This window comes from Cupriavidus sp. SK-3, from assembly GCF_000611145.1.
GTDB lineage: Bacteria > Pseudomonadota > Gammaproteobacteria > Burkholderiales > Burkholderiaceae > Cupriavidus.
Genome location: NZ_JFJV02000276.1, coordinates 1 through 19,732, shown reverse-complemented (window position 1 = coordinate 19,732; position 19,732 = coordinate 1). Strand labels below are relative to the sequence as shown.

Here is a 19,732-nt window from a genome sequence, read left to right as displayed (position 1 = left end):
GCTCGCTTCGCATCGCTTGGGGGGCTCGCTTTGCATCGCGTTGGGGTGTGGCCCGATCGCGGGCCACACCCTTTCCGCACACTTCCGTTTGCTACATCATGCGGCGCGAGAAATGCCCTTGTTCTGCTCCTGCCATCAGGTCTGCGAACTGGTCGCTGCTCATGTGGACGAGTTGCTGGTGGTCGCCTGCCTCGAAGAATACTTCCGGCTGGGCCAGCAGGCTGTCGTCGAGGTAGGTGTGCATGCCGTAGGCCATGGCGACCGGCGGTATGGCGCCGAGATCGCAATCCTTGAAGACTTCGCGGATTTCGTCTTCGTGCGCCAGTACCAGCGTGCGCCCGGTTTGCGCGCAGATGGCGGCTAGGTTGAGGTGGTGGCTGGACGGGATCACCGCGGCTACGTAGCCGATGTCATCCTCCAGCAACAGGGTCTTGGCCAGGCGATCTCCGGGAACATGCGCAGCCTCTGCAGTGGCCATGCTGCTGAGGGTGTAGGGATGGCGGATGGTGTCGAAACGGCTGTTTCTGCTGTTGAGGCAATTTGCCAGGGTGGTAGCCAAGGCCATGATGCGTCTCCTTCGCTGTACGTGCGGTGGCCACGGGGGCGGGCCCCTGCGTTTCCTACTATAGACCGTGCCCCCGCAGGCTGCGCTGCTATCCGCCTTGGCCGGGTAGCCTCGCGCCGCCTTCATGCCTCGTCGTCCGCTTGCGCGGGGGGTGCCTGGCGCGGCTGGGGCCACAATGCCTGCAACTCGGTCTTGAGGAAGTTAAGCAGGTAACGCGTGGCCATGGTCTGGTAGCGGTTCGGCATGGTCAGCATATAGAGGCGGCTGCCGAACACGCTGATGTGGTAGTCCGCCAGCACCGGCAGCAAGGCGCCCGTGTCGAGTTCGGCGCCGACGGCGTAGAGCGGGAAGATGCCCAGGCCGAGATCGCCCATCACGCCATCCTTCAGGAAGGCGAAGTTCTCGGAACTCAGCGTGGGCTCCAGCGACACTTGCTCGCGCGCGGCGCCGCCGCCGTTGCCACGCGTGCCGAAGGCCTTGAGCTTCTGGCCGATGGGCGAGGCGCAGACGATGGCGTGGTCCTTGAGATCAGCCAGCTCGCGCGGCGGCGGCTGCGTGGCCAGGTAGCCGGGCGATCCGCACACCACCCATTCGACCACGCCGATCTCGGTCGCCACCACGGAATCCGGTGGCGTGGAGATGATGCGCAGCGCCACTTCCACATCCTCGGACACCAGGTTGTGGATGCGGTTGTCGAACACCACGTCGAGGATGATGTCGGGATAGCGGTGCTTGAACTTCACCAGCAGCGGCGACAGCATCGAATGCCCCAGCCCAGTGGGCACCGACAGGCGCACGTGGCCTTGCAGGCTCTTGCCCATGCTGTTGATCAGCGCGTTGGCCGCCGCCACTTCGCCCAGGATGTTGCGGCCGTGCTCGTACAGCCCCGCGCCCACCGGCGTGGGTTCGACATGGCGGGTGGTACGGCGCAGCAATTGCACGCCCAGTTCTTCTTCAAGGGCCTTCAGGTGGTAGCTCACGTTGGCGCGGGTCATCTTGAGCTTGCGCGCGGCAGCCGAGAGGTTGCCGGCGTCGACGATGTCCACGAAAAGGCGCAGGGCGTTCAGGTCCATGTGGCGGGTTGGTTCCTTCGGGTGAAAACGTGCCGGCAGGCGCCGGCACGGCAGACAGTGTAGCTTTTGCGGCGGGCGGCGCCGGGCGCAGCCTCTGGCGCTATAGCGACTGCGCGACCTCCTTGAACGACTGGACGAGCTGGCTCAGCCCAGGGCTCTCCGCATTCCTGTTCCACAGCATCCCGAGCGCGCTGAAGGCGACTTCCGGCGCCATCCGCACGCATTCCAGCAGGCCCATCGCGGCATAGTGATCGGCGACCGACCCGGATAGCACGGTCAGGTACGGCGACTCGCGCAGCAGCATCTGGATGGTGATGATGGAAGCGGTCTCGATGCGCGGCATCGGCACCGGGGTGGCAGCGTGCATGAACGCATCTTCCAGCCGTGTGCGCATCAGGGTGCCGGCCGGCGGCATGATCCAGTCGTAGGCCGCCGCCTGCGCCCAGGTCGGCTTGCGCTTGCGCGCCATTGCATGGCCCGGGCTTGCCACCACCTTCACGGTGTCTTCCATCAGCAACTCGCTGGCGAAGCCGGATTTATGGGCGCGGATGTCGAGCGGGCCCAGTATCAGGTCCAGTTCGCGGCGCCCCAGCCGCTCCAGCAAAGTCTCCAGCGTGGCCTCGACCACATGGATGAAGATGCCCGGCATCTGGCGCTGCAGCCGCGCAATGCCCTTGGGCAGGATCACCGGCGCGGCGGAGAGGATGGAGCCCACATGCAGGCGCCCCACCAGGCCGGTGCGGATCGTGCCGAGTTCATCGTTCACGCGGCGCACATCGCCCAGCATGCGCAGCGCGTGACGCCGCAGCACTTCCCCGGCCGGCGTCAGTTGCAACTGTCGTCCGCGGATAAATAGCGCGGTGCCCACCACATCTTCGAGGTCCTTCAGCCAGTGAGAGACCGCGGGCTGCGTCATGTGCATCGCCTCGGCGGCCGCGGTGATGCCGCCGGATTCCACCAGCGTGAGGAAAACCTCCAGGTGGCGCAGCTTCATTCGGCGTGCCCAGAGGATGTCGTCAAGGTTCCATGTCATGCACGAATGCTAATGGAAGTCTCAAGTTATTTCATTATTAATTCATGGATCGGCTATGCATAATCGGTCGTGGATTTCACTTCGATGACATGCCCGGCGCGGGCTGGGACGACAACCGGGAGTGCAGCGTGAGGACATGGAAAAGCAGGGCGGTGGCAGGCGCGCTCGCGATGGGCGCCATAGCTGGATTGCAGTTTGGCGCGGCATCCGCGCGCGCCGATGCGGCGTACCCGGCCAAGCCGGTGCGCCTGGTGGTGCCGCAGGCGCCGGGCGGCGGCACCGATGTGGTCGGGCGGCTGTGGGCCGATTACATGTCGCGCCATCTCGGGGCGCCGGTGGTGGTGGAAAACCGGGCCGGCGCGAACGGCGTGGTGGCGGCCAGCTTCGTCGCCAAGCAGGCGCCGGATGGCTATACGGTAATGGTGGCGGGCATTTCCTATCTCGCTTTCAACCCGTACATGTACAAGGCGTTGCCCTATGACCCGCAAAAGGATTTCGACGGCGTCAGCCTGCTGGTCAATACGCCATTCCTGCTGGTGGCCAGCCCATCCACAGGGATCAAGTCGCTGGAAGATCTGGCGAGAGCGGCAAAGGCGAAGCCGGCGGAATTGAATTTTGCCTCGGCGGGGAAAGGCAACTCGACACACCTCGTCGTTGAAATGCTGGAGCAGCGCCTGGGCCTGCAACTGACCCACGTGCCATACAACGGCGCGGCGGCCGGACTGACGAGCGTAATGGGCAACCAGACGCAACTGATGGCGGATGTGCTGAATACCGCCGCGGTGCAGGCGAATGGCGGCAAGGTGCAACCGCTGGCAGTTATCGGTACGCGGCGCGCATCGAGCGTACCCAATGTGCCCACGCTGGCCGAACTCGGCGTCAAGGATTTTCCTTTGCCGGGCTGGTACGCGCTGGTGGTGCCGGCTGGCACGCCAAGGGCAATCATTGACCGGCTCAATGTGGAAACCCGGAAGTTCTTTGCCGATGCTTCGGTGAAAGCCAGGCTCGATGCGCTGCAGCTGGAGCCGCTGCCATCCAGGCCGGAAGCGGTAAAGGAATGGATGCAGCGGGATAGCAAGATCTGGGGCCCCCTGATCCGGCAGCTTGGCCTGAGCAACGACTAGACAAGACAGCTAAAGGAAACACTGCAATGCCAATACTTACCAAAGCCGTCTGGGATAGCCGCTATCGCAAGATGCTCGCCCTGATGGACGATATCCATGCCGATGCGATTATCTTCACCAGCAGCGACTTCTTTCAGTTCGCGACCAATTTCCACACCGATGTGCTGCCCTGGGAACGGCCGGTCTTTGCCGTGGTGCCACGCAATGGCACGCCATTCCTGGTGATGAACGAGTTGTCGACCAACCATATGCGGTTCTCCCAGGAGCAGGGGAAAGTCTGGATTACCGATATCAGTTACTACGCCGAGCATCCCAGGCTGAGTCACCGCCTGCCATTGCTCGGGCAGGTGCCCGAATTGCTCGCCGAGCGGCTTAAAGGCGCTGGCCTGGCGCGCTCGCGCATTGCTGTCGAAGGCGGCAGTGCCGTGCTGGCCGCCGCCGCCCGGCTGCTGCCCGAGCTGACGCTGCGGCCCGCCACGGCGGAATGCCGCAGCCTGCGCTGGCAGAAGCATGCGGAGGAGCTCGCGGTGATGGCGGCCATCGGATCGATTTCCGACTGGGTCCAGGATCGCTACCGGGAAAATATCCGCCCCGGCAGGCTGGTGCAGGAACTGGATTTCGCCATGGCCTCGCTGTTCGTGCAGGAGGCGGCCGAGCGCTTTCCCGGCGAGCATTTCGAGGTGATCCGCTGCTGGACCCTGAGCGGTCCGGCATCGGCTTCGCCCCATGGCGACGGGGCCTCCTGCGGCGCGCGCATCAAGGAGGGCGACGTGCTGGTCAATATCGTGATACCGCGCCTCAACGGCCTGGCCATCGAAAACGAGCGGACATGGTTCTGCGGCCGGCCGGGCGACGAGCAGGTCAGGCTATGGACTGCGGCCCGGAACGCCAACGAAGCCGCCATTGCCGCGGCCCGCACCGGCAACCCGGTGAGCGCCATCGATGCCGCCGCACAGGCACAGATCGAGCAGGCGGGCTTTGGCGACTATATTCGCCATCGCACCGGCCATGCGATCGGCATCATCCATCACGAGTATCCGGAGGATATGGCTTTCTGCCACCGCCCTCTGCTCGATGACGAAGTGTATTCGGCTGAGCCGGGCATCTATGCCTATGGCATTGGCGGATTCAGGCTGGACGACACGGTCGTGGTCGGGCAGACGCCGCGCACGCTGACTTCCACGCCCAAGACGCTCGAATACGCGACCGTGCTTTAAAGCAATGCCATGGGCGGTGATTCAGGCCGTCACCGGCAAGCCAAGGACCAAGGGCAACGCTGGCTACAACTCTTCCTGCAGCGGCAGCAGCCGCAGCAGGCCCTGGCCGAAATGCTGGAAGACACTCATGTCGGGTTCACTGTCGTAGGTCCGCAGCAGCCCGTTGTCGCGCGTTACCCAGACCAGCTTCGGCTCCCCGCCGGCGGGGTCTGGTTCCAGCATTACCTTGTAGGCCACATCAAGCAGCCTTTCGTCCAGCGCCGCGCCAAGCTGCGTGCACAGCGCCGCGTTGTCGACCACCACGCCCATCTCGGTGTTCAGCCGGGCTGAGCGCGGGTCCAGGTTGAGCGAGCCGACGAACAGCAAATGGCGGTCGACCATATAGCTTTTGGCGTGCAGGCTTGCACGGCTCTTGCTGATCAGGCTGCGGTGCCCTTCGTGCGCCATCTCCGCATAGGCCGACGGCTTGAGCTCGTAAAGCTGGATGCCTGCCGCCAGCAGCGCTTTGCGCGTGGGCGCATAGCCGGCGTGCACGGCGCTCACGTCGGTGGCCGCGAAGGAGTTGGTCAGGATACCAACGCGCACCCCGCGGCGCGCCATGCCGGCAAGCCAATCCACCGCTGTTGCGTTCGGCACGAAATACGGCGAAACCAGCGCCAGCTCCCGCTGTGCGCTGTCCAGAAGGTGCACCAGCTTGGGGATGGCGTGGCTGCTGTTGTCTTCGGGCGGAAGCGTGACCTTGACAGCCTGGTCCGCAATCACCGAGCCCTGCCCCCAGTAAGCGGGCACCTTGCCGCCTTCCAGCGCCTGCGCCATGCCGGAATCGAGCAATTCCCGCGCATAATCGCTGCCCCTGGCCTCGGCCGCATGCTCGTCCAGGTATGTGCGCAGGGCCTGCACCTCGGCTTGCGCATCGGCAGGGGCCGGCATCAGGCTGGCCACGGGATAGCTTGCCGCGCCATTCCAATAGTCATCGAACACGGCCGATACCTGCGGCACCACCGGGCCGCCGGCGAGCACATCGAAGTCGCTGAAGTCCGTTGCCGTACTGGCGGAGAAATAGGGGTCGCCGATATTGCGCCCGCCCACCACCGTCAGCTGGTTATCGGCGGTCATTGATTTGTTGTGCATGCGCCGGTCCAGACGCCGGAAATCGGTGGCGAACTCCAGCCAGCGCGCGCTGCGGTTGGCGAAGGGATTGAACAGCCGCACCTCGATATTCGGATGGGCGTCGATTGCCGCCAGCTCGCGGTCCTGCCCGCTCAGGTGCAGGTCGTCGAGCAGCAGGCGCACCCGCACGCCGCGGTCGGCCGCGGCAACCACCGCGGCCAGCAAGGTCTTGCCGGTGAGGTCGCCGTCGAAGATGTAGTACTGCAGGTCAAGGCTGCGCTCGGCGCCGCGCGCCAGCGCCAGGCGTGCCACCAGCGCATCCGGCCCGGACGAAAGCGGGTAGAAGACCGATTGGCCAGGGTGCTGCGCCTGGCCGGGGGCGAGCGCCCGGCCCAGGCGCGTGCCGGCGGTGTCGGCAAGGGCTTGCGATGGCGTCCGGCTGGCCGGCTCGGGCAGGCTGGCGCAGGCCGTCAGCAGGGCGGCTGCCATTGCGCTGCCGGCAAACGGGCCGAAGCGGCGGAGCCAGCGTCCTTGCGCTTTCCCGGCGGCCACTACCTGCGCCTCATGGATTTCCTCCAGGCAATGCGACATGGTGTTTCCCCCAAATTGGCTGTGCCAATGCCCCAAAGGGGGCGGCGCGTTTTGCAAGGTACCACCAGTCCGGTTGGCATGGAACTGAAAGATTCCGGGCCAGCCAGGTCTCGTGGCATGCGGGCTGCTTTTTGGAAAAGCGCGGGCACCAGACTCCATAAGCCGGAACGCTGCCTGTCAAACGCCGCAGGCGTTCCAGGCTAAATCGCAATCAACCCGAAATTGGGCAAATGCCGGGTAAAAAAAGCCGTCACAGATGCATAAGCGAGGCTTCGGCGGCGCCGATTTGCTAGTGTTTCTGGCGCGCGGATTGCCCTGCATTTCTTGTTTTGACGATCATCGACGCCAGCTTTCCACGCGGTTCCGGGGGTGGGATTGACGGCGGGGCACGGCGCGAATTGGAGGGGAAAGTGGATACTGCTTAGCATCGTGGCCGAACCATATGCCTTTGCCTGGCAATTTTCAGAAACCCGTGCTCGCCGGTTCAGCCTTCCTTATCACATTGGCATGGCCTGCACATTGTCCGCACATCGTTCGGATTAGTCGGGCATCGCGTTTGCCAACGACTTGCAAGAGTGTCCTTTCAAAGACCTTTCGGACAGAGTTGTCTTATTGCATCTTAGTGCCGGCGGGTGATTGCGGCGCCGTGGCGCACGTCAATGCCGTTAGCGGCGTGCGGGAAAAAATTGTCGAGCCGCCTTTGCCGCGCAGGCTATTACTTGAATCCTGCAATGCGCACAGGTATTCGTCTGCTTCGACTGGGCATTTCGGCTGCCAATCCCGGGTGCAATGTGGGTGCCCCGCCGGGCTTTTCAATTCGCTACAATTCGGGGCGGTTGTATCATCTTCTTACGCGATTGGATTTTCTTTAATCAAACGTGGTAGGCTGTGCCAGCAAAATTTCCCCTATCATTGAATTAACACCGCTCCAGGAGAATCAAAATGGCGACTTACAAGCAACTGATCGCAGAAAAGGAAGCGCTCGAAGCCAAGCTGGCGGAGATGCGTGCCAGTGAAGTGGCGGGCGTTATTGCCCAGATCCAGGGGCTGATGGCGGAATACGAACTGACGGCTGACGATATCGCCCCGAAGCGCCGCCGGGGCCGCCCGGCAGCCAGCGCGAACGGCGCCGCGGCCAAGCCCAAGTCCAGCCTGCCTCCCAAGTATCGCGATCCCAAGACTGGCGCCACCTGGACCGGCCGTGGCCGCGCACCGGCCTGGCTGGGTAAGAACCGTGCCCGCTTCCTGATCGCAGAAGCCTGATCACGCAATAGCTGACTGAAAGCGCTGGCTCCAGCCGGCGCTCGCTTGCCCACGTTTGCCCGCTTGCCGGGCATGGTGGCAGGCCAATGGCCGCGCCTTATGCGCGGCCATTGGCGTCCAGGAAACAACTCCTCCAAGATCCGATATGAAAAAAGCGCTGCTTTCAGCGTTGCTGCTTGCCGCGTCCTTTGCCGCGCATGCTGATGAAAAACTGTTGTCGAAACAGTACGGGGCCTGCATGGAGCGCCCGGATGTCACTACTGCCGGCATGCACGAGTGCATTGCGGCGGAGACCGCCCGGCAGGACAAGACCCTGAATGCCATCTATAAGCGTCTGCAGCAGGCGATTTCGCCCGCCAGGAAGCCCAGGCTGCTTGACGCGCAGCGTGCATGGCTGAAGTTCAGGGATGCCAACTGCGATTTCCAGGCCGATCCCGACGGCGGCACGCTTGCTGGCGTCAATGCGTCTGCCTGTGTGATGCAGATGACGGCGGACCGGGCCAAGGAACTGGCCGACCTCGCCGTCGAAGCGGGAGCGCGCTGACCAGTCCGATCGGCCATGCGGCGAGGAATGCGCCGTTTTGGCCATATTCCACTGTTGTCAAAATTTGTTATCCATTCTGTTCAAGACCGGGGGGATTGTCAAAGCCAGGTGACGGCGTACCATGTGGGCCACATCGTTGTTTGCTTTGACCGGAGACCCCCATGAGCCTGGATGCAGAATCCTTTTCGCTGCTGCGCGCGTCGGTGCAGCGTTTCATCGACGAACGCCTGAAGCCGGCGGAAGACACGCTCGAGGAAACCGACGACGTACCAGCCGATATCGTTGCCGACATGAAGGAGATGGGCCTGTTCGGGATCTCCATTCCGGAGAACTACGGCGGCATCGGTTTGTCGATGGCACAGGAATGCGACGTGGTGTATGACCTCGGTCACACGGCTTTCGCTTTCCGATCGGTATTCGGCACCAATGTGGGCATCGGCTCGCAGGGCATCCTGATGGACGGCACCGAGGCGCAGAAGCAGGAATATCTGCCGAAGATCGCCAGCGGCGAGCTGGTCATCTCGTTCGCGCTGACGGAGCCGAACGCGGGTTCCGACGCGGCTTCCCTGCAGACCAGGGCGGAGCTCGACGGCGATCACTACATCATCAACGGCACCAAGCGCTTCATCACCAACGCCCCGCGTGCCGGCGCCTTTACGCTGATGGCACGCACCGGCGGCGCCGGGGCATCGGGCATTTCCTCGTTCATCGTGCCGGCGAATACGCCGGGCATCTCGCTTGGCAAGCCGGACAAGAAGATGGGCCAGCGCGGCACCAAGACCTGCGACGTGGTGCTGGAAAACGTGCGTGTGCCTGCCGCCAACATCATCGGCGGCGTGCCTGGCGTGGGCTTCAAGACCGCCATGAAGGTGCTCGACCGGGGCCGCCTGCACATCTCCGCGCTGGCCTGCGGCATGGCGCACCGCCTGATTACGGATGCCGTGGCCTATGCCAAGGAGCGCAAGCAGTTCGGCCAGCCGATCGGCGATTTCCAGCTGATCCAGGCCATGCTGGCCGATAGCCAGGCAGAGCTGTATGCCGGCTTGTCGATGGTGCGCGACTGCGCCCAGCGCTACGACGCCAAGACGCCCGGAAAGAGCGATCCGGAAGTCAGCATGCTGGCCTCCTGCACCAAGATGTTCTGTACCGAAATGGTGGGCCGCGTGGCCGACCGCGCCGTGCAGATCCATGGCGGCGCGGGCTATATCGCCGAGTACAAGGCCGAGCGCTTCTATCGCGATGTGCGCCTGCTGCGCCTCTACGAGGGCACCACGCAGATCCAGCAACTGATCATCGCCAAGCAGCTGCTGCGCGACTGACCGGAAGACGCGAAGCGAGGCGGGCGCAAGGCCAGCCTTGCCGTTAGCGTGCGGACGCCCGCCCGGTGCGCCGGCCGGTGTCCGCGCTGGGCCCAGGCAGCGTTCGTGCTGCGATGGCGCTGCGCCCGCGGGCCAGCCGAAGCGCGCACGCGATGTCCTGTTGTATTCAACGGAGGCCGCCCCGATGGCAATTGCCGCTTACAATTTTCCCGTTCGCAGCACTGACCACCTGCGCCGGCCACACTCGTCCGGCAACGGCACGTGGACCGATGGCGCATCGTGCTACCCGATTATCGAAGCCCTGATGGCCGGCGCCGCGCGTGGGCCAGGCGCGCCGCTGGACTGTATCCGCCTGGCGCTGGACGCGGCCGGCGCGCTGGGCCGTGCCGATCCGGTGACCTCGGTCCAGCCGGCTCGCCTGCAAAGCTTCGACGGCGCGCTCTACCGCACCGGCACCGGCGCGTGGACCATCCTCCACAGCGATCGCCTGGCAGCGTCGGATGTGCGTTTCATGATCGCTTACCTGCTGGGCCGCCAGCTTCTTGGCGGCAGCGAGATGGACTACGTGGAGTGCGCGAACGCCGACGTGATGGCCATGCCGGAAGATGACTCCGCTGGCGGCCTGGCCTACGCCTTCGCGAGCCGGTTGCTGATGCCGCTCAATGCCTTCCGCCTGGCATTGCCCGGCGCGGTGGACCTGGATGTGCTGGCCGGGCTGGCCGAACGTCTCTGCCTGCCGGTGCATCATGTGGCGCGGCGCTGGTTGTCCTATACCTCCCGCAGGGCCTGGCTGAGCTTGCGGCGCGACGGCGTCACGCTCGGCACCTGGGCCAGCGAGACGGCATTCGGGCTGTGGGGCGAGGGCCTCGACGGCGCGAAGGGCTTGCGCGCGGCGCCACAGACGTTGCGGCTCGACGACGGCACCAGCATCGAACTGGCCGTGGGCCCCAGGCATCTTGCTGCGCGGACCGGCGCGCACCAGTGCGCAGCCTTTCCCCGCTAACCCAGGCCACCCCGGCCGGGCGCCGGCGTCAGTGTTCGTGATGCAGGTACTTGGCCTGCCGCGGCAGGCGGAAGCTGACCATGAACACGATCACCATCATCACCGTCACGTACCAGTAGAAGCTCGATTCGTGGCCCAGGGATTTCAGATCCAGCGCGACGTATTCGGCGGAGCCGCCGAAGACCGCGTTCGCCACGGCATAGGCCAGGCCCACGCCCAGCGCCCGGATCTCCGTCGGGAACATCTCGGCCTTGACGATGCCGCTGATGGACGTGTACAGGCTGACGATGGCCAGCGCCAGGGAAATCAGCACGAAGGCGACGAAGGGACTGTGGACGCCGCCCAGCGCCGTGAGGATCGGTACCGTAGCCAGCGCGCCCAGCGCGCCGAACAGCAGCATATTGTTGCGCCGCCCGATGCGGTCGGAGAGCGCGCCGAATAACGGCTGCATGCACATGTAGAAAAACAGGCAGCCGGTCATCACGTAGCTGGCGGTCTTGATCGACATGCCGGCGCTGTTCACCAGGTACTTCTGCATATACGTGGTGAACGTGTAGAAGATCAGCGAGCCGCCCGCGGTATAGCCGAGCACCGTGAAGAAGGCCGCCTTGTGATTGCGGAACAGCTCGGTCAGGGTGCCGGCCTCCTTGCTCGCGCGGGTGGCGGCAGAGGTGGTTTCATGCAGGGTGCGGCGCAGGAAGAGCGCCACCACTGCCGTGACGGCGCCGATCACGAACGGAATGCGCCAGCCCCAGGCCTTGAGTTCCTGCTCGTCGAGAAACTGCTGCAGCACCACCACCACGAGCACCGCCAGCAACTGGCCGCCGATCAGCGTTACGTACTGGAACGACGAGAAAAACCCGCGCTGGCCCTTGAGCGCCACCTCGCTCATATAAGTGGCGGTGGTCCCGTACTCGCCGCCCACCGAGAGCCCCTGCAACAGCCGCGCCATCAGCAGGAGCGCGGGCGCCCAGGCTCCGATGCTGTTGTAGGTGGGCAGGCTGGCGATCATCAGCGAGCCGCAGCACATCATCGTCACCGAGATCAGCAGCGAGTTCTTGCGGCCATGCCTGTCTGCGATACGGCCAAAAAGCCACCCGCCGATCGGCCGCATCAGGAAACCCGCGGCAAACACGCCCGCCGTATTCAGCAACTGCGCGGTCGGGTCGGATTTGGGGAAGAAGGATCCCGCGAAATAAATGGCGCAGAACGCGTAGACATAGAAGTCGAACCACTCGACGAGATTGCCGGATGAGGCGGCGACGATGGCGTAAATGCGCTTGCGCTTTTCCTCGGCGCTCGGCGGTGCATCGAGAAGGGGGGCGGACAGGTCAGTCATGATTTGTCTCTTCCTTTCGGCATGCCGCCCCACGTGGAGAGCCGTGGTGCGAGATCGGCACGCAGGATTCCAGTGTAGTGCGCTTGCGCCGAACTGCCGGGCCGCCGTCAGACCGGGAACTGCGTGGTGCACAGCACCTGGCTGAGCATCAGGAAGTCACAGAACCGCCGCACGCGGGGCAGATATACCAATTGCACGGCGTGGAGGCGGCTGAAGCTTTCGCTGGCCCGCGTGCGCAGCAACCCAGTCCGTGACGGCAGATCGGCAACCGGCCTGGGGCCAAGCGTGGAGGGAACCGGGGAGGGGGGTGCGACGCCTGTGAAGAACGGCGTATCGCCTGGATTGGACCGGGAGGCGTCCGGTGCGCGGGGAGCATCGCTGCGCATAAACGATACCGGCCGCATCGCACGGCCGGGCAAGCGCCGCTAAGCCGCGTTAGTTGCGAGGCGCCTGGCCTGGACGGCTGAGTTCGACGTGGATAGCACCACTTGCTACCACTTGCCGCCTTATTGCGTGGGTTCTTGCGTTTCTTGTGCTTCTTGCGGCCAGACTCCGTCCACATCCCTTAGCAGATGGCCCGCCAGGATGTAGTCGCCCAGCCGGGTCGCCTTGGCTTCGAGATCAAGCAGTTCATGATCGGCCAGCGTGCCGAGATCGAACTGGCAATACAGGTTGCGCTGCCGGAAGGTGGTCTTGGTTTTGGCCAGGCCCTCGATCAGGGCTTCGCGCGAATGGACAGCAATGCTTTCCTGTCCGCGGTATTGCACTTTGATGCCGCGCTTTTCTCCGAGCCGGCCGAGTTCGACGGCGTCCTGCCATCCGGTTTCATAGTCCAGCTCAAGCGCCAGCACATCTTTCGATGCGAGAAGCCGAAGCGCTTCTGCTTTGCTGCTAGCTCGCACTATTGACATCCACACCTCTTATATCGTCTTATACTGTACGAATATACAGTCAACGCGTCATTGCGGCAAGGGGTTGCCCCCCGGCCCTTTGGACTACTCTTGGGCTACCGCGCCGGCGGCGTCTTCCGCCGCCCCGCGGTACCGCTATTTTCCTCCAGTCTGGCCCTTTTAGGGGGCGGGCGTGGCCTCGGTGGCCGCACTATCCGCCTTCATGGTCGCTCCGGCATTTTGCGCTGCCGTGACAGAAAAGTCGCCCGCATAGACATGCACCACCCGCGCCGGGTCCAGGTACCTGCGGATTACCGTGTTGACCTGTTCGACGGTCGCCGTGGCGATAGCTTGCTCATATTCCGTGACAAAGCGCATCGTGCGCCCCAGGAACAGCTGGTTGGCCAGCGCGCCGGCCAGTGCCGAATCGCTGGCGCGGGAGAGCGTGCCCAGCTGCAGCAGGCCGCTTCTGGCTTGCGTCAACTCCTCCGGTGTAATCCCGGTATCCGTAAGGCGGGACATTTCCTCTTCGACGCCGCGCTTGAGCCTATCCAGGTTCTGCGGCGCATAAAGCGCTTGCATGCCAAACCTGCCGTTGGTGTCGAGCGCGCCCACTTGCACGAAACTGCCGACACTGTAACTGATGCCGTCGCGTTGGCGTAGCCGATCCGCAAGCCGGCCCTTGAGCGCGTTGCCGCCGAACACGCGATTGGCAATGACCAGGGCCGGATAATCCGGGGAATTGCTGGTCAGCTCGATCGGCAGGGCGGCCAGGTAGATGGCATTGGCCTTGCCAGGTGTTTCCCGGGTCAGGCGGGCGGGCGCGAGCGGTACGAAGGGGCGGTCGACACGCGCATAGGGCGCCTGCGCCTGCCAGTCGCCGAACAGGGCAGCCAGCTGCGCCTGAGCCGCCTCGCGGTCGAAGTCCCCGACCAGCACCGCCTGTCCGTGGCTGGCGCCATAGAAGCGCGTGTGAAAGTAGCGCAAGTCGGCCAGCCGCAGCTGCCTGAGTGCCGCAATATTCTCTTGTGTCGTGGGGACATAACGCGGGTCCCCCAGCTCGTAGGGATTGCTGTGGCGGCCGAGCGCATTCGATGCAACCGTCTCGGGCTGGCTCAGCCCGCTTTCGACGCCGGCAATGGCGTTGGCACGCAGCGTCTCGAACTCGGCGGCTGGCAGGCTGGGCTCGCGCAAGATCTCGCGCAGCAGCGCCAGCGTCTCCGCAAGTGTTTCCCGCCGCGCCTCGAAACGAACGTTGACCGATTCCGCGTCGCCCTGGATCGACACCACTGCCCTGAGCGCATTCAGCCGGTCGGCGATCTGCTGCCGTTCCAGGCGAAGGGTGCCGCGCATCAGCATGGCGGCGGTCAGGCTGCCGGCCGCGTCTAGGCCCTGCAGGCTGTTCACGTCGCCCATGCGCAGGATCAGCATGCCATTGACGGTCTGCCCGCGGCTGGGCTTGGGCAGCAAGGCGAACTGCATGCCGTTGGCCAGCTTGCCGCGCAAGGTATGGGCCTCGATATTGTCCGGGCTCGGGTCGAAGGCCGGCACGGCGGCCTTGGCTGGCTTAGCCTGGTAGGCCGCTACCAGCGCGGCGATATCCGGAGCGGCGGGCACGCTGGCCGACGCAGACGTCTCGGCAGGCTTGTCCCCGGGCATGTCGAGCGGCACGAAGCGTCCCAGCGTGCGGTTGCTGGCGCGCAGGTAGTTCTGCGCCACCCGCTGCAGGTCGGCCAGCGTCACGCGTTCGGCCTGCTGGCGCGCGATCAGCAGCAGGCGCCAGTCGCCCTTGGCGATCGCCTCGGACAAGGCCACGGCATAGCCGGAGGGGTTTTCCAGCAGGCGCTCGTAGCCGTTGAGCATGCGGGTGCGGGCGCGCTCCAGCTCCACCTCGGTGACCGGCCGCTCGGCGAAGCCCTCGACCTGCGCCACCAGCGTCTGCCGCGCCACCTCGAGATCCTTCGACTTGCTCAGCCCGGCGCCGAACAGGACCGAGCCGGGATCCTTCATCGACGACACCGAGCCGAACTGCCAGCTGGCCTTGCCGCTTTCCACCAGCGCTTTGTACAGGCGGCCGCCGGAGCCATCCGAGAGGATGTCAGCCAGCAACTGCATGGCCACCGCATCCGGATGGGCGCCGGGGGCGATGTGGTACTGCACGGCCACCACCTGCGAGTCGCCGATGCGGCGCAGCGTGATCTCGCGCGCGCCCTCCTGCGGCGGCTCCACGGTGTACTGCGCCGGCAGCGTGCGCGCAGGGCGCGGGATCGCGCCGAAGTGCGTGCCGATGCGCGCCAGCGTGGCGGCTACGTCGAACTTGCCGGCCACCACCAGCACCGCGTTGTCGGGCTGGTAATAGCGGCGATAGAACGCCTGCAGGTTGCCGATGGCGACATGCTCCACGTCGCTGCGCGCGCCGATCGGCGCCTTGCCGTAGTTGTGCCAGCGATAGGCGGCCGAGCGCATCTGCTGCATCAGCACGCCGCCGGGGTTGTTCTCGGCGCGCTCCATCTCATTGCGCACCACCGTCATCTCGCTGTCGAGGGCCTCGCGGGCGACGAAGCTGTTGACCATGCGGTCCGCTTCCATCTTCAGCGCCCAGTCGAGGTTTTCATCGCTCGCGGTGAAGCTCTCGTAGTAGTTGGTGCGGTCGAAGGCAGTCGTGCCGTTGAACTGCATGCCGCGGCGCGTGAGTTCCTGCGCAATGGTGTTGCCCGGCAGCGCCGGCGTGCCCTTGAACAGCAGGTGCTCGAGCAAGTGCGCCATGCCGGTCTCGCCATAGTTCTCATGGCGGCTGCCGACCAGGTAAGTCATGTTCACGGTGGTGACCGGCTGTGCCGCGTCGGGCGCCAGCAGTATGCGCAGGCCGTTGGGGAGCCGGTACTCGGTAATGCCCTCCACGCTGGCCACTTCGACCGGCGCGGCGGAAGCCAGCCTGGCAACTGCCGCAGTCGCCTGGACTGCCGGGGCTGCGGCGGGTACGGCTACGCTGAAAGTCAGGGCCAGCAGGCAGGAAAGGCACTTGAACGTAAGACGCATGCGGAATTCGAGGTGTGGATTGGCTCCCTTGTCGCGGAGATCTGTGCGATTCTGCGGGGCGCGGCAAGGCAGCGGTTAGGTCGGCCCGATGGCTGATTCTAGCTCTTGCCGGGCCCGTAGCGGCATGGCGCAGCGCTTTTCAGCCGGTTCGCAGTGAATTTGGGAAAATTCCGCATCCTTCAAGCCGCGGCAGCGCACTGGCATCATCCAATGGGACTCAGCCCCGGCCAAGCGTTCCGCGCACCTTTCGAAGCATCGGCATTCCAGCACACCTTAACCGGGCGCCTGAGGGCGCAGTGCCGTCGGTTCGATGCCGAACATGCGCTTGTGCGTGCGAGTAAGGTGAGCCGAGTCCGCAAATCCTGCCTCATGCGCGGCTTCGGTCCAGGATGCGCCCGACATGACCGCCTCGACGGCAAGATTGATGCGCAGCCATAAGAGATACGCTCTGAACGAGCTCCCGGTCCCGGCGACGAACAGATGCCGAAAACGACTCTCGGACAGGGCGACCGCTGAGGCCACGTCATTTAGTGAGAGGGGATTTCGAATGTTCGACCGGATATAGTCCAGGGCCCGGCCAAGGCGCGGGTCCATGTCCTTGTCCGGCCTCGTCTCGGTCCCACACAACTCTGCAATGGCCAACCTTGCTGCCTCGACCATGTCCTTGGCCAACTGGCTCGACTGCAACGCTTCGGACAGCAACCTGGCAGCCGCGCGGGCACCTGCGGCCGGGAGTTCAGCGACGGCATTCGAACCAAAGCGTGCGGTGAGTGCGCGCCCGGCGCTGGTTTCGGGTTCCACGAAGAGATGGGCCATGGTGGCGGCGCCAACAACTTCGAACTGGTGCGTGCATTCACTGGGGACGATGGCGGCCTCGTAGTCGGTCCAGGCACCATCAGCCGTGGTGCGAAAGCGGAAGCTACCTCGCAACGCGATGACGAGTTGATGGGCATGGTGCTCGTGCCATTGCGTTCTGCCCTGACCTTCGCCTATCCAGAGAATGCCGCCTTGCCATAAGTAGCTGCGACCCGTGGATGTGATGGCCGAGAATCGACCGTGCGCGATGGACGGTTGCGCGGAATCGCCCTGCAGTGCTGTCACGATGCGCCCCCTCAACTCAGCCGTTTCGTTCAAGTTCATTCCGTGCGCGGCCCCGACAATGGCTCGCATATTAGCAGCCCATCCCGGACACGCACGATGTACCGCTCTACCTTCACCTTTCAAATTCGCCCCCACGTCCAGGCCGAGCTCGATGCCGCAGCGGCGCACGAAGCTCGGGGCGAGCCAATCCTGGCGTTCACGCATCTCGAGCGCGCCCACATCCTTGGGCAGGAATCCACTGTGGAACACGTGCGCACCCACTGTGCGATGTTCCGCTGGGCGCTCCGCCAGAACATTGCGGGTGAAGCGCTCGGCCAGACCTGGCGAATCGTTGCCGCGGCATTGAAAACCTGGCTGGGTTGGGTGCCCATCGGTAATACCGGCGGCGCCAAAGTCAGCGGCTTCAAGCCCATGCCGGTTCCGGCAGACCTGCAGCAGCTCATCGACGCCGCGCGCTCAGTGCACTAGCGGCCACGACGCGCCATCGACGGCGCCCCGGATTCCCGACAACCTCTTCAGGTGCCTCATTAGGGCACCCGGACTTTGCTCATTCCATCGTCCCATCGTCATTGTAAAAAAGGACCCAACCATGTTCAAACTCTCCGCGCCGACCGCGCTCGCGGCAGTCGCCTTCTCCTTTCTCACCGCCGCCTGCGGCACACCGCCGGCGAACCTTGACCTTTCGCTGCAGCATCCTAGTTCCCAAGGCCAGTTCGTTGTCCGCATGGATCCCCCGGCTTCGGGGCCTGCTATCAACCAGATGCACGCATGGCAGGTGCACCTGGAGACACCCGATGGAAAGCCTGTGTCGCGAGCCATGATTGGCTTCGACGGGGGCATGCCGCAGCACGGCCACGGCTTCCCTACCAAGCCTCGCATCACGCGCGAGGTAGCGCCTGGTGTCTACGCACTCGAAGGCATGAAGTTCAGCATGACCGGCTGGTGGGACATGCGTCTGGCAATTCAGGCCGGGGATGTGACCGACGGAGCCGTGTTCAACGTCATCGTCGGCGATTCGGGGATTCAGCGCTAAGCGTCTGGGTCAAGGAGACAGTTTCATGAGCCAGCTCCATAAATCCAAGCTGCCTGCGTCACGGCAGGCGAGCAAGCGCGCAAGGCTGACGGGCACACTCGCCGCTGTGGCCGTGGTCCTGCCCCCGCTTGCCTTGCTTACCGGCTTCGGACGTGCCGGCGACGCCATGGACGGCGCCGCCTCGTGGTCGCAGGAGGAACGGGCCGTCCTATCCTCGACGCGCCTTAACAAGCTTCCCGCACCGCCGCCCGACCCGTCGAACGCCGTGGCGGACAAGCCAGAAGCAGTCGCGCTCGGCAAGCGGCTGTTCGCGGATGCACGCCTATCTCGCAACGGGGCGGTGTCGTGTGCCAGTTGCCATACGCCCGATCGCCAGTTCCAGGACGGACTGCCTCTCGGAAGGGGCATCGGAGTGGGAAAACGCCGGACCATGCCAATCGTGGCGACGGCGCACAGCCCGTTCTTGTTTTGGGACGGTCGCAAGGACAGCCAGTGGTCTCAAGCGTTGGGTCCCTTAGAGGATGCCGCTGAGCACGGCGGCAACCGCGTCCAGTTCGCCCGGGTCGTGAGGACGCACTACCAGCGGGAGTATGAGTTGCTGTTTGGCGCCCTCCCGAACCTGCAGGACCTGCCGGCCGACGCGAGCCCGCTGGGCAGCGCCGACGAGAAGCGGGCCTGGTCTCGGCTGACGAACGAGCAACGCGATGCCGTCAACCGCGTCTTCGCCAATCTCGGCAAAGCCATCGCGGCCTACGAACGGACCGTGACCTACGGTGAGTCCCGCTTCGACCGGTACGTTGACGCGGTTCTCATAGGTGACCGCGCGGGCCAGAAAACGTTATCGACCCAAGAGGTCAATGGCCTTCGTCTGTTCATCGGCAAGGCTCAATGCGCGACGTGCCACAACGGCCCGCTCCTGACGGACCAGGCCTTCCACAACACGGGCGTCCCGCCCAGAGAGCCAGCACGCCCGGACAGTGGCCGCGCTCTCGCCACAGCCAAGGTTTTGGCGGACGAGTTCAATTGCCTGAGCCGCTACAGCGACGCGCCACCGCAAGTCTGCCAAGAGCTGCGCTTCATGGCCACCGACGAACCGGGCATGGAAGGCGCCTTCAAGACTCCGAGCTTGCGCAACGTGGCACTACGGGCTCCGTACATGCACGCGGGCCAGCTCACGACCCTGGACGAGGTCGTAAGGCACTACGTGCGTTCGCCGGCAGCGGCTGTCGGTCATTCCGAGCTGGCACATGGTGGCACGAGGCACGCCGAGCGCAAGCCCATCCGATTGACGGAGGAGGAGATGCGAGATGTTGTCGCGTTCCTGCGCACCCTATCGGGTCCCGTCGTGGAGCGTTCTTCTCGATAAGAACCGAGAGGGTTGCCCGGTTACCCCATGCGCTTATACACAACTATCCCCATCGTCCGCAGTTCATAACCTGCGCAGGGTCTTCGCAGCTACATGAACCTCTTTCAGTCCGAGCCAAATCG

Annotated in this window: 17 protein-coding genes; 9 read left to right on the top strand and 8 right to left on the bottom strand. The window is 64.5% G+C overall.

Features of this window, described 5'->3' with window-relative positions; all coding sequences use genetic code 11:
* Positions 1-91 precede the first annotated feature (91 nt).
* The 3 genes from CF70_RS30500 to CF70_RS30490 form a co-directional block, all read right to left on the bottom strand.
* The gene (locus CF70_RS30500; RefSeq protein WP_035874535.1) at positions 92-565 is read right to left on the bottom strand and encodes an aminoacyl-tRNA deacylase; all 474 of its coding nucleotides are present in this window, start codon (positions 563-565) and stop codon (positions 92-94) included.
* 122 nt (positions 566-687) lie between these two features.
* On the bottom strand, positions 688-1,638 hold the full coding sequence (locus CF70_RS30495; RefSeq protein ID WP_035874532.1) for a LysR family transcriptional regulator: 951 nt from the start codon (positions 1,636-1,638) through the stop codon (positions 688-690).
* A gap of 100 nt (positions 1,639-1,738) precedes the next feature.
* A complete protein-coding gene (locus CF70_RS30490) occupies positions 1,739-2,671 on the bottom strand; it encodes a LysR family transcriptional regulator (protein ID WP_035874529.1) in 933 nt (310 codons plus the stop codon).
* Between the two features lie 170 nt (positions 2,672-2,841).
* Between CF70_RS30490 and CF70_RS30485 the strand changes: the two genes are divergently transcribed.
* Both CF70_RS30485 and CF70_RS30480 read left to right on the top strand, forming a co-directional pair.
* A complete protein-coding gene (locus CF70_RS30485) occupies positions 2,842-3,795 on the top strand; it encodes a Bug family tripartite tricarboxylate transporter substrate binding protein (RefSeq protein ID WP_063830513.1) in 954 nt (317 codons plus the stop codon).
* A 26-nt stretch (positions 3,796-3,821) separates the two neighbouring features.
* Positions 3,822-5,012, top strand: a complete 1,191-nt coding sequence (locus CF70_RS30480) for a M24 family metallopeptidase (protein WP_035874527.1) — start codon at positions 3,822-3,824, stop codon at positions 5,010-5,012.
* 63 nt (positions 5,013-5,075) lie between these two features.
* On the opposite strand, the gene CF70_RS30475 is transcribed toward CF70_RS30480, so the two are convergent.
* Positions 5,076-6,713, bottom strand: coding sequence for a phospholipase D family protein (locus CF70_RS30475; protein ID WP_081862430.1), 1,638 nt, complete (start codon positions 6,711-6,713; stop codon positions 5,076-5,078).
* Positions 6,714-7,655: 942 nt separating this feature from the next.
* Between CF70_RS30475 and CF70_RS30470 the strand changes: the two genes are divergently transcribed.
* The 4 genes from CF70_RS30470 to CF70_RS30455 all read left to right on the top strand — a co-directional run bounded on the left by CF70_RS30470 (position 7,656) and on the right by CF70_RS30455 (position 10,842).
* Positions 7,656-7,976: an H-NS histone family protein gene (locus tag CF70_RS30470; RefSeq protein ID WP_035874525.1), complete on the top strand. Its 321-nt coding sequence runs from the start codon at positions 7,656-7,658 to the stop codon at positions 7,974-7,976.
* Between the two features lie 145 nt (positions 7,977-8,121).
* Positions 8,122-8,520: a lysozyme inhibitor LprI family protein gene (locus tag CF70_RS30465; RefSeq protein WP_035874521.1), complete on the top strand. Its 399-nt coding sequence runs from the start codon at positions 8,122-8,124 to the stop codon at positions 8,518-8,520.
* Between the two features lie 161 nt (positions 8,521-8,681).
* A complete protein-coding gene (locus CF70_RS30460) occupies positions 8,682-9,839 on the top strand; it encodes an acyl-CoA dehydrogenase family protein (protein ID WP_035874518.1) in 1,158 nt (385 codons plus the stop codon).
* Between the two features lie 184 nt (positions 9,840-10,023).
* Positions 10,024-10,842, top strand: coding sequence for a hypothetical protein (locus tag CF70_RS30455; RefSeq protein WP_081862429.1), 819 nt, complete (start codon positions 10,024-10,026; stop codon positions 10,840-10,842).
* Between the two features lie 28 nt (positions 10,843-10,870).
* Here CF70_RS30455 and CF70_RS30450 read toward each other — a convergent pair whose 3' ends face one another.
* From CF70_RS30450 to CF70_RS30435, 4 genes are all read right to left on the bottom strand, one after another.
* On the bottom strand, positions 10,871-12,181 hold the full coding sequence (locus CF70_RS30450; RefSeq protein WP_035874514.1) for an MFS family transporter: 1,311 nt from the start codon (positions 12,179-12,181) through the stop codon (positions 10,871-10,873).
* A 506-nt stretch (positions 12,182-12,687) separates the two neighbouring features.
* Positions 12,688-13,092 (bottom strand): hypothetical protein, encoded by a 405-nt coding sequence (locus CF70_RS30445; protein WP_035874511.1) that lies wholly within the window; start codon positions 13,090-13,092, stop codon positions 12,688-12,690.
* A 159-nt stretch (positions 13,093-13,251) separates the two neighbouring features.
* The gene (locus CF70_RS30440) at positions 13,252-16,110 is read right to left on the bottom strand and encodes a M16 family metallopeptidase (RefSeq protein WP_035874508.1); all 2,859 of its coding nucleotides are present in this window, start codon (positions 16,108-16,110) and stop codon (positions 13,252-13,254) included.
* Positions 16,111-16,383: 273 nt separating this feature from the next.
* Positions 16,384-17,250, bottom strand: coding sequence for a helix-turn-helix transcriptional regulator (locus tag CF70_RS30435; protein WP_051649257.1), 867 nt, complete (start codon positions 17,248-17,250; stop codon positions 16,384-16,386).
* A gap of 57 nt (positions 17,251-17,307) precedes the next feature.
* Between CF70_RS30435 and CF70_RS30430 the strand changes: the two genes are divergently transcribed.
* The 3 genes from CF70_RS30430 (at position 17,308) to CF70_RS30420 (ending at position 19,610) form a co-directional block, all read left to right on the top strand.
* Positions 17,308-17,679 (top strand): DUF3703 domain-containing protein, encoded by a 372-nt coding sequence (locus tag CF70_RS30430; protein WP_035874505.1) that lies wholly within the window; start codon positions 17,308-17,310, stop codon positions 17,677-17,679.
* 121 nt (positions 17,680-17,800) lie between these two features.
* On the top strand, positions 17,801-18,244 hold the full coding sequence (locus tag CF70_RS30425; RefSeq protein ID WP_051649256.1) for a FixH family protein: 444 nt from the start codon (positions 17,801-17,803) through the stop codon (positions 18,242-18,244).
* Positions 18,245-18,269: 25 nt separating this feature from the next.
* Positions 18,270-19,610, top strand: coding sequence for a cytochrome c peroxidase (locus CF70_RS30420; RefSeq protein ID WP_235185278.1), 1,341 nt, complete (start codon positions 18,270-18,272; stop codon positions 19,608-19,610).
* Positions 19,611-19,732: the final 122 nt, after the last annotated feature.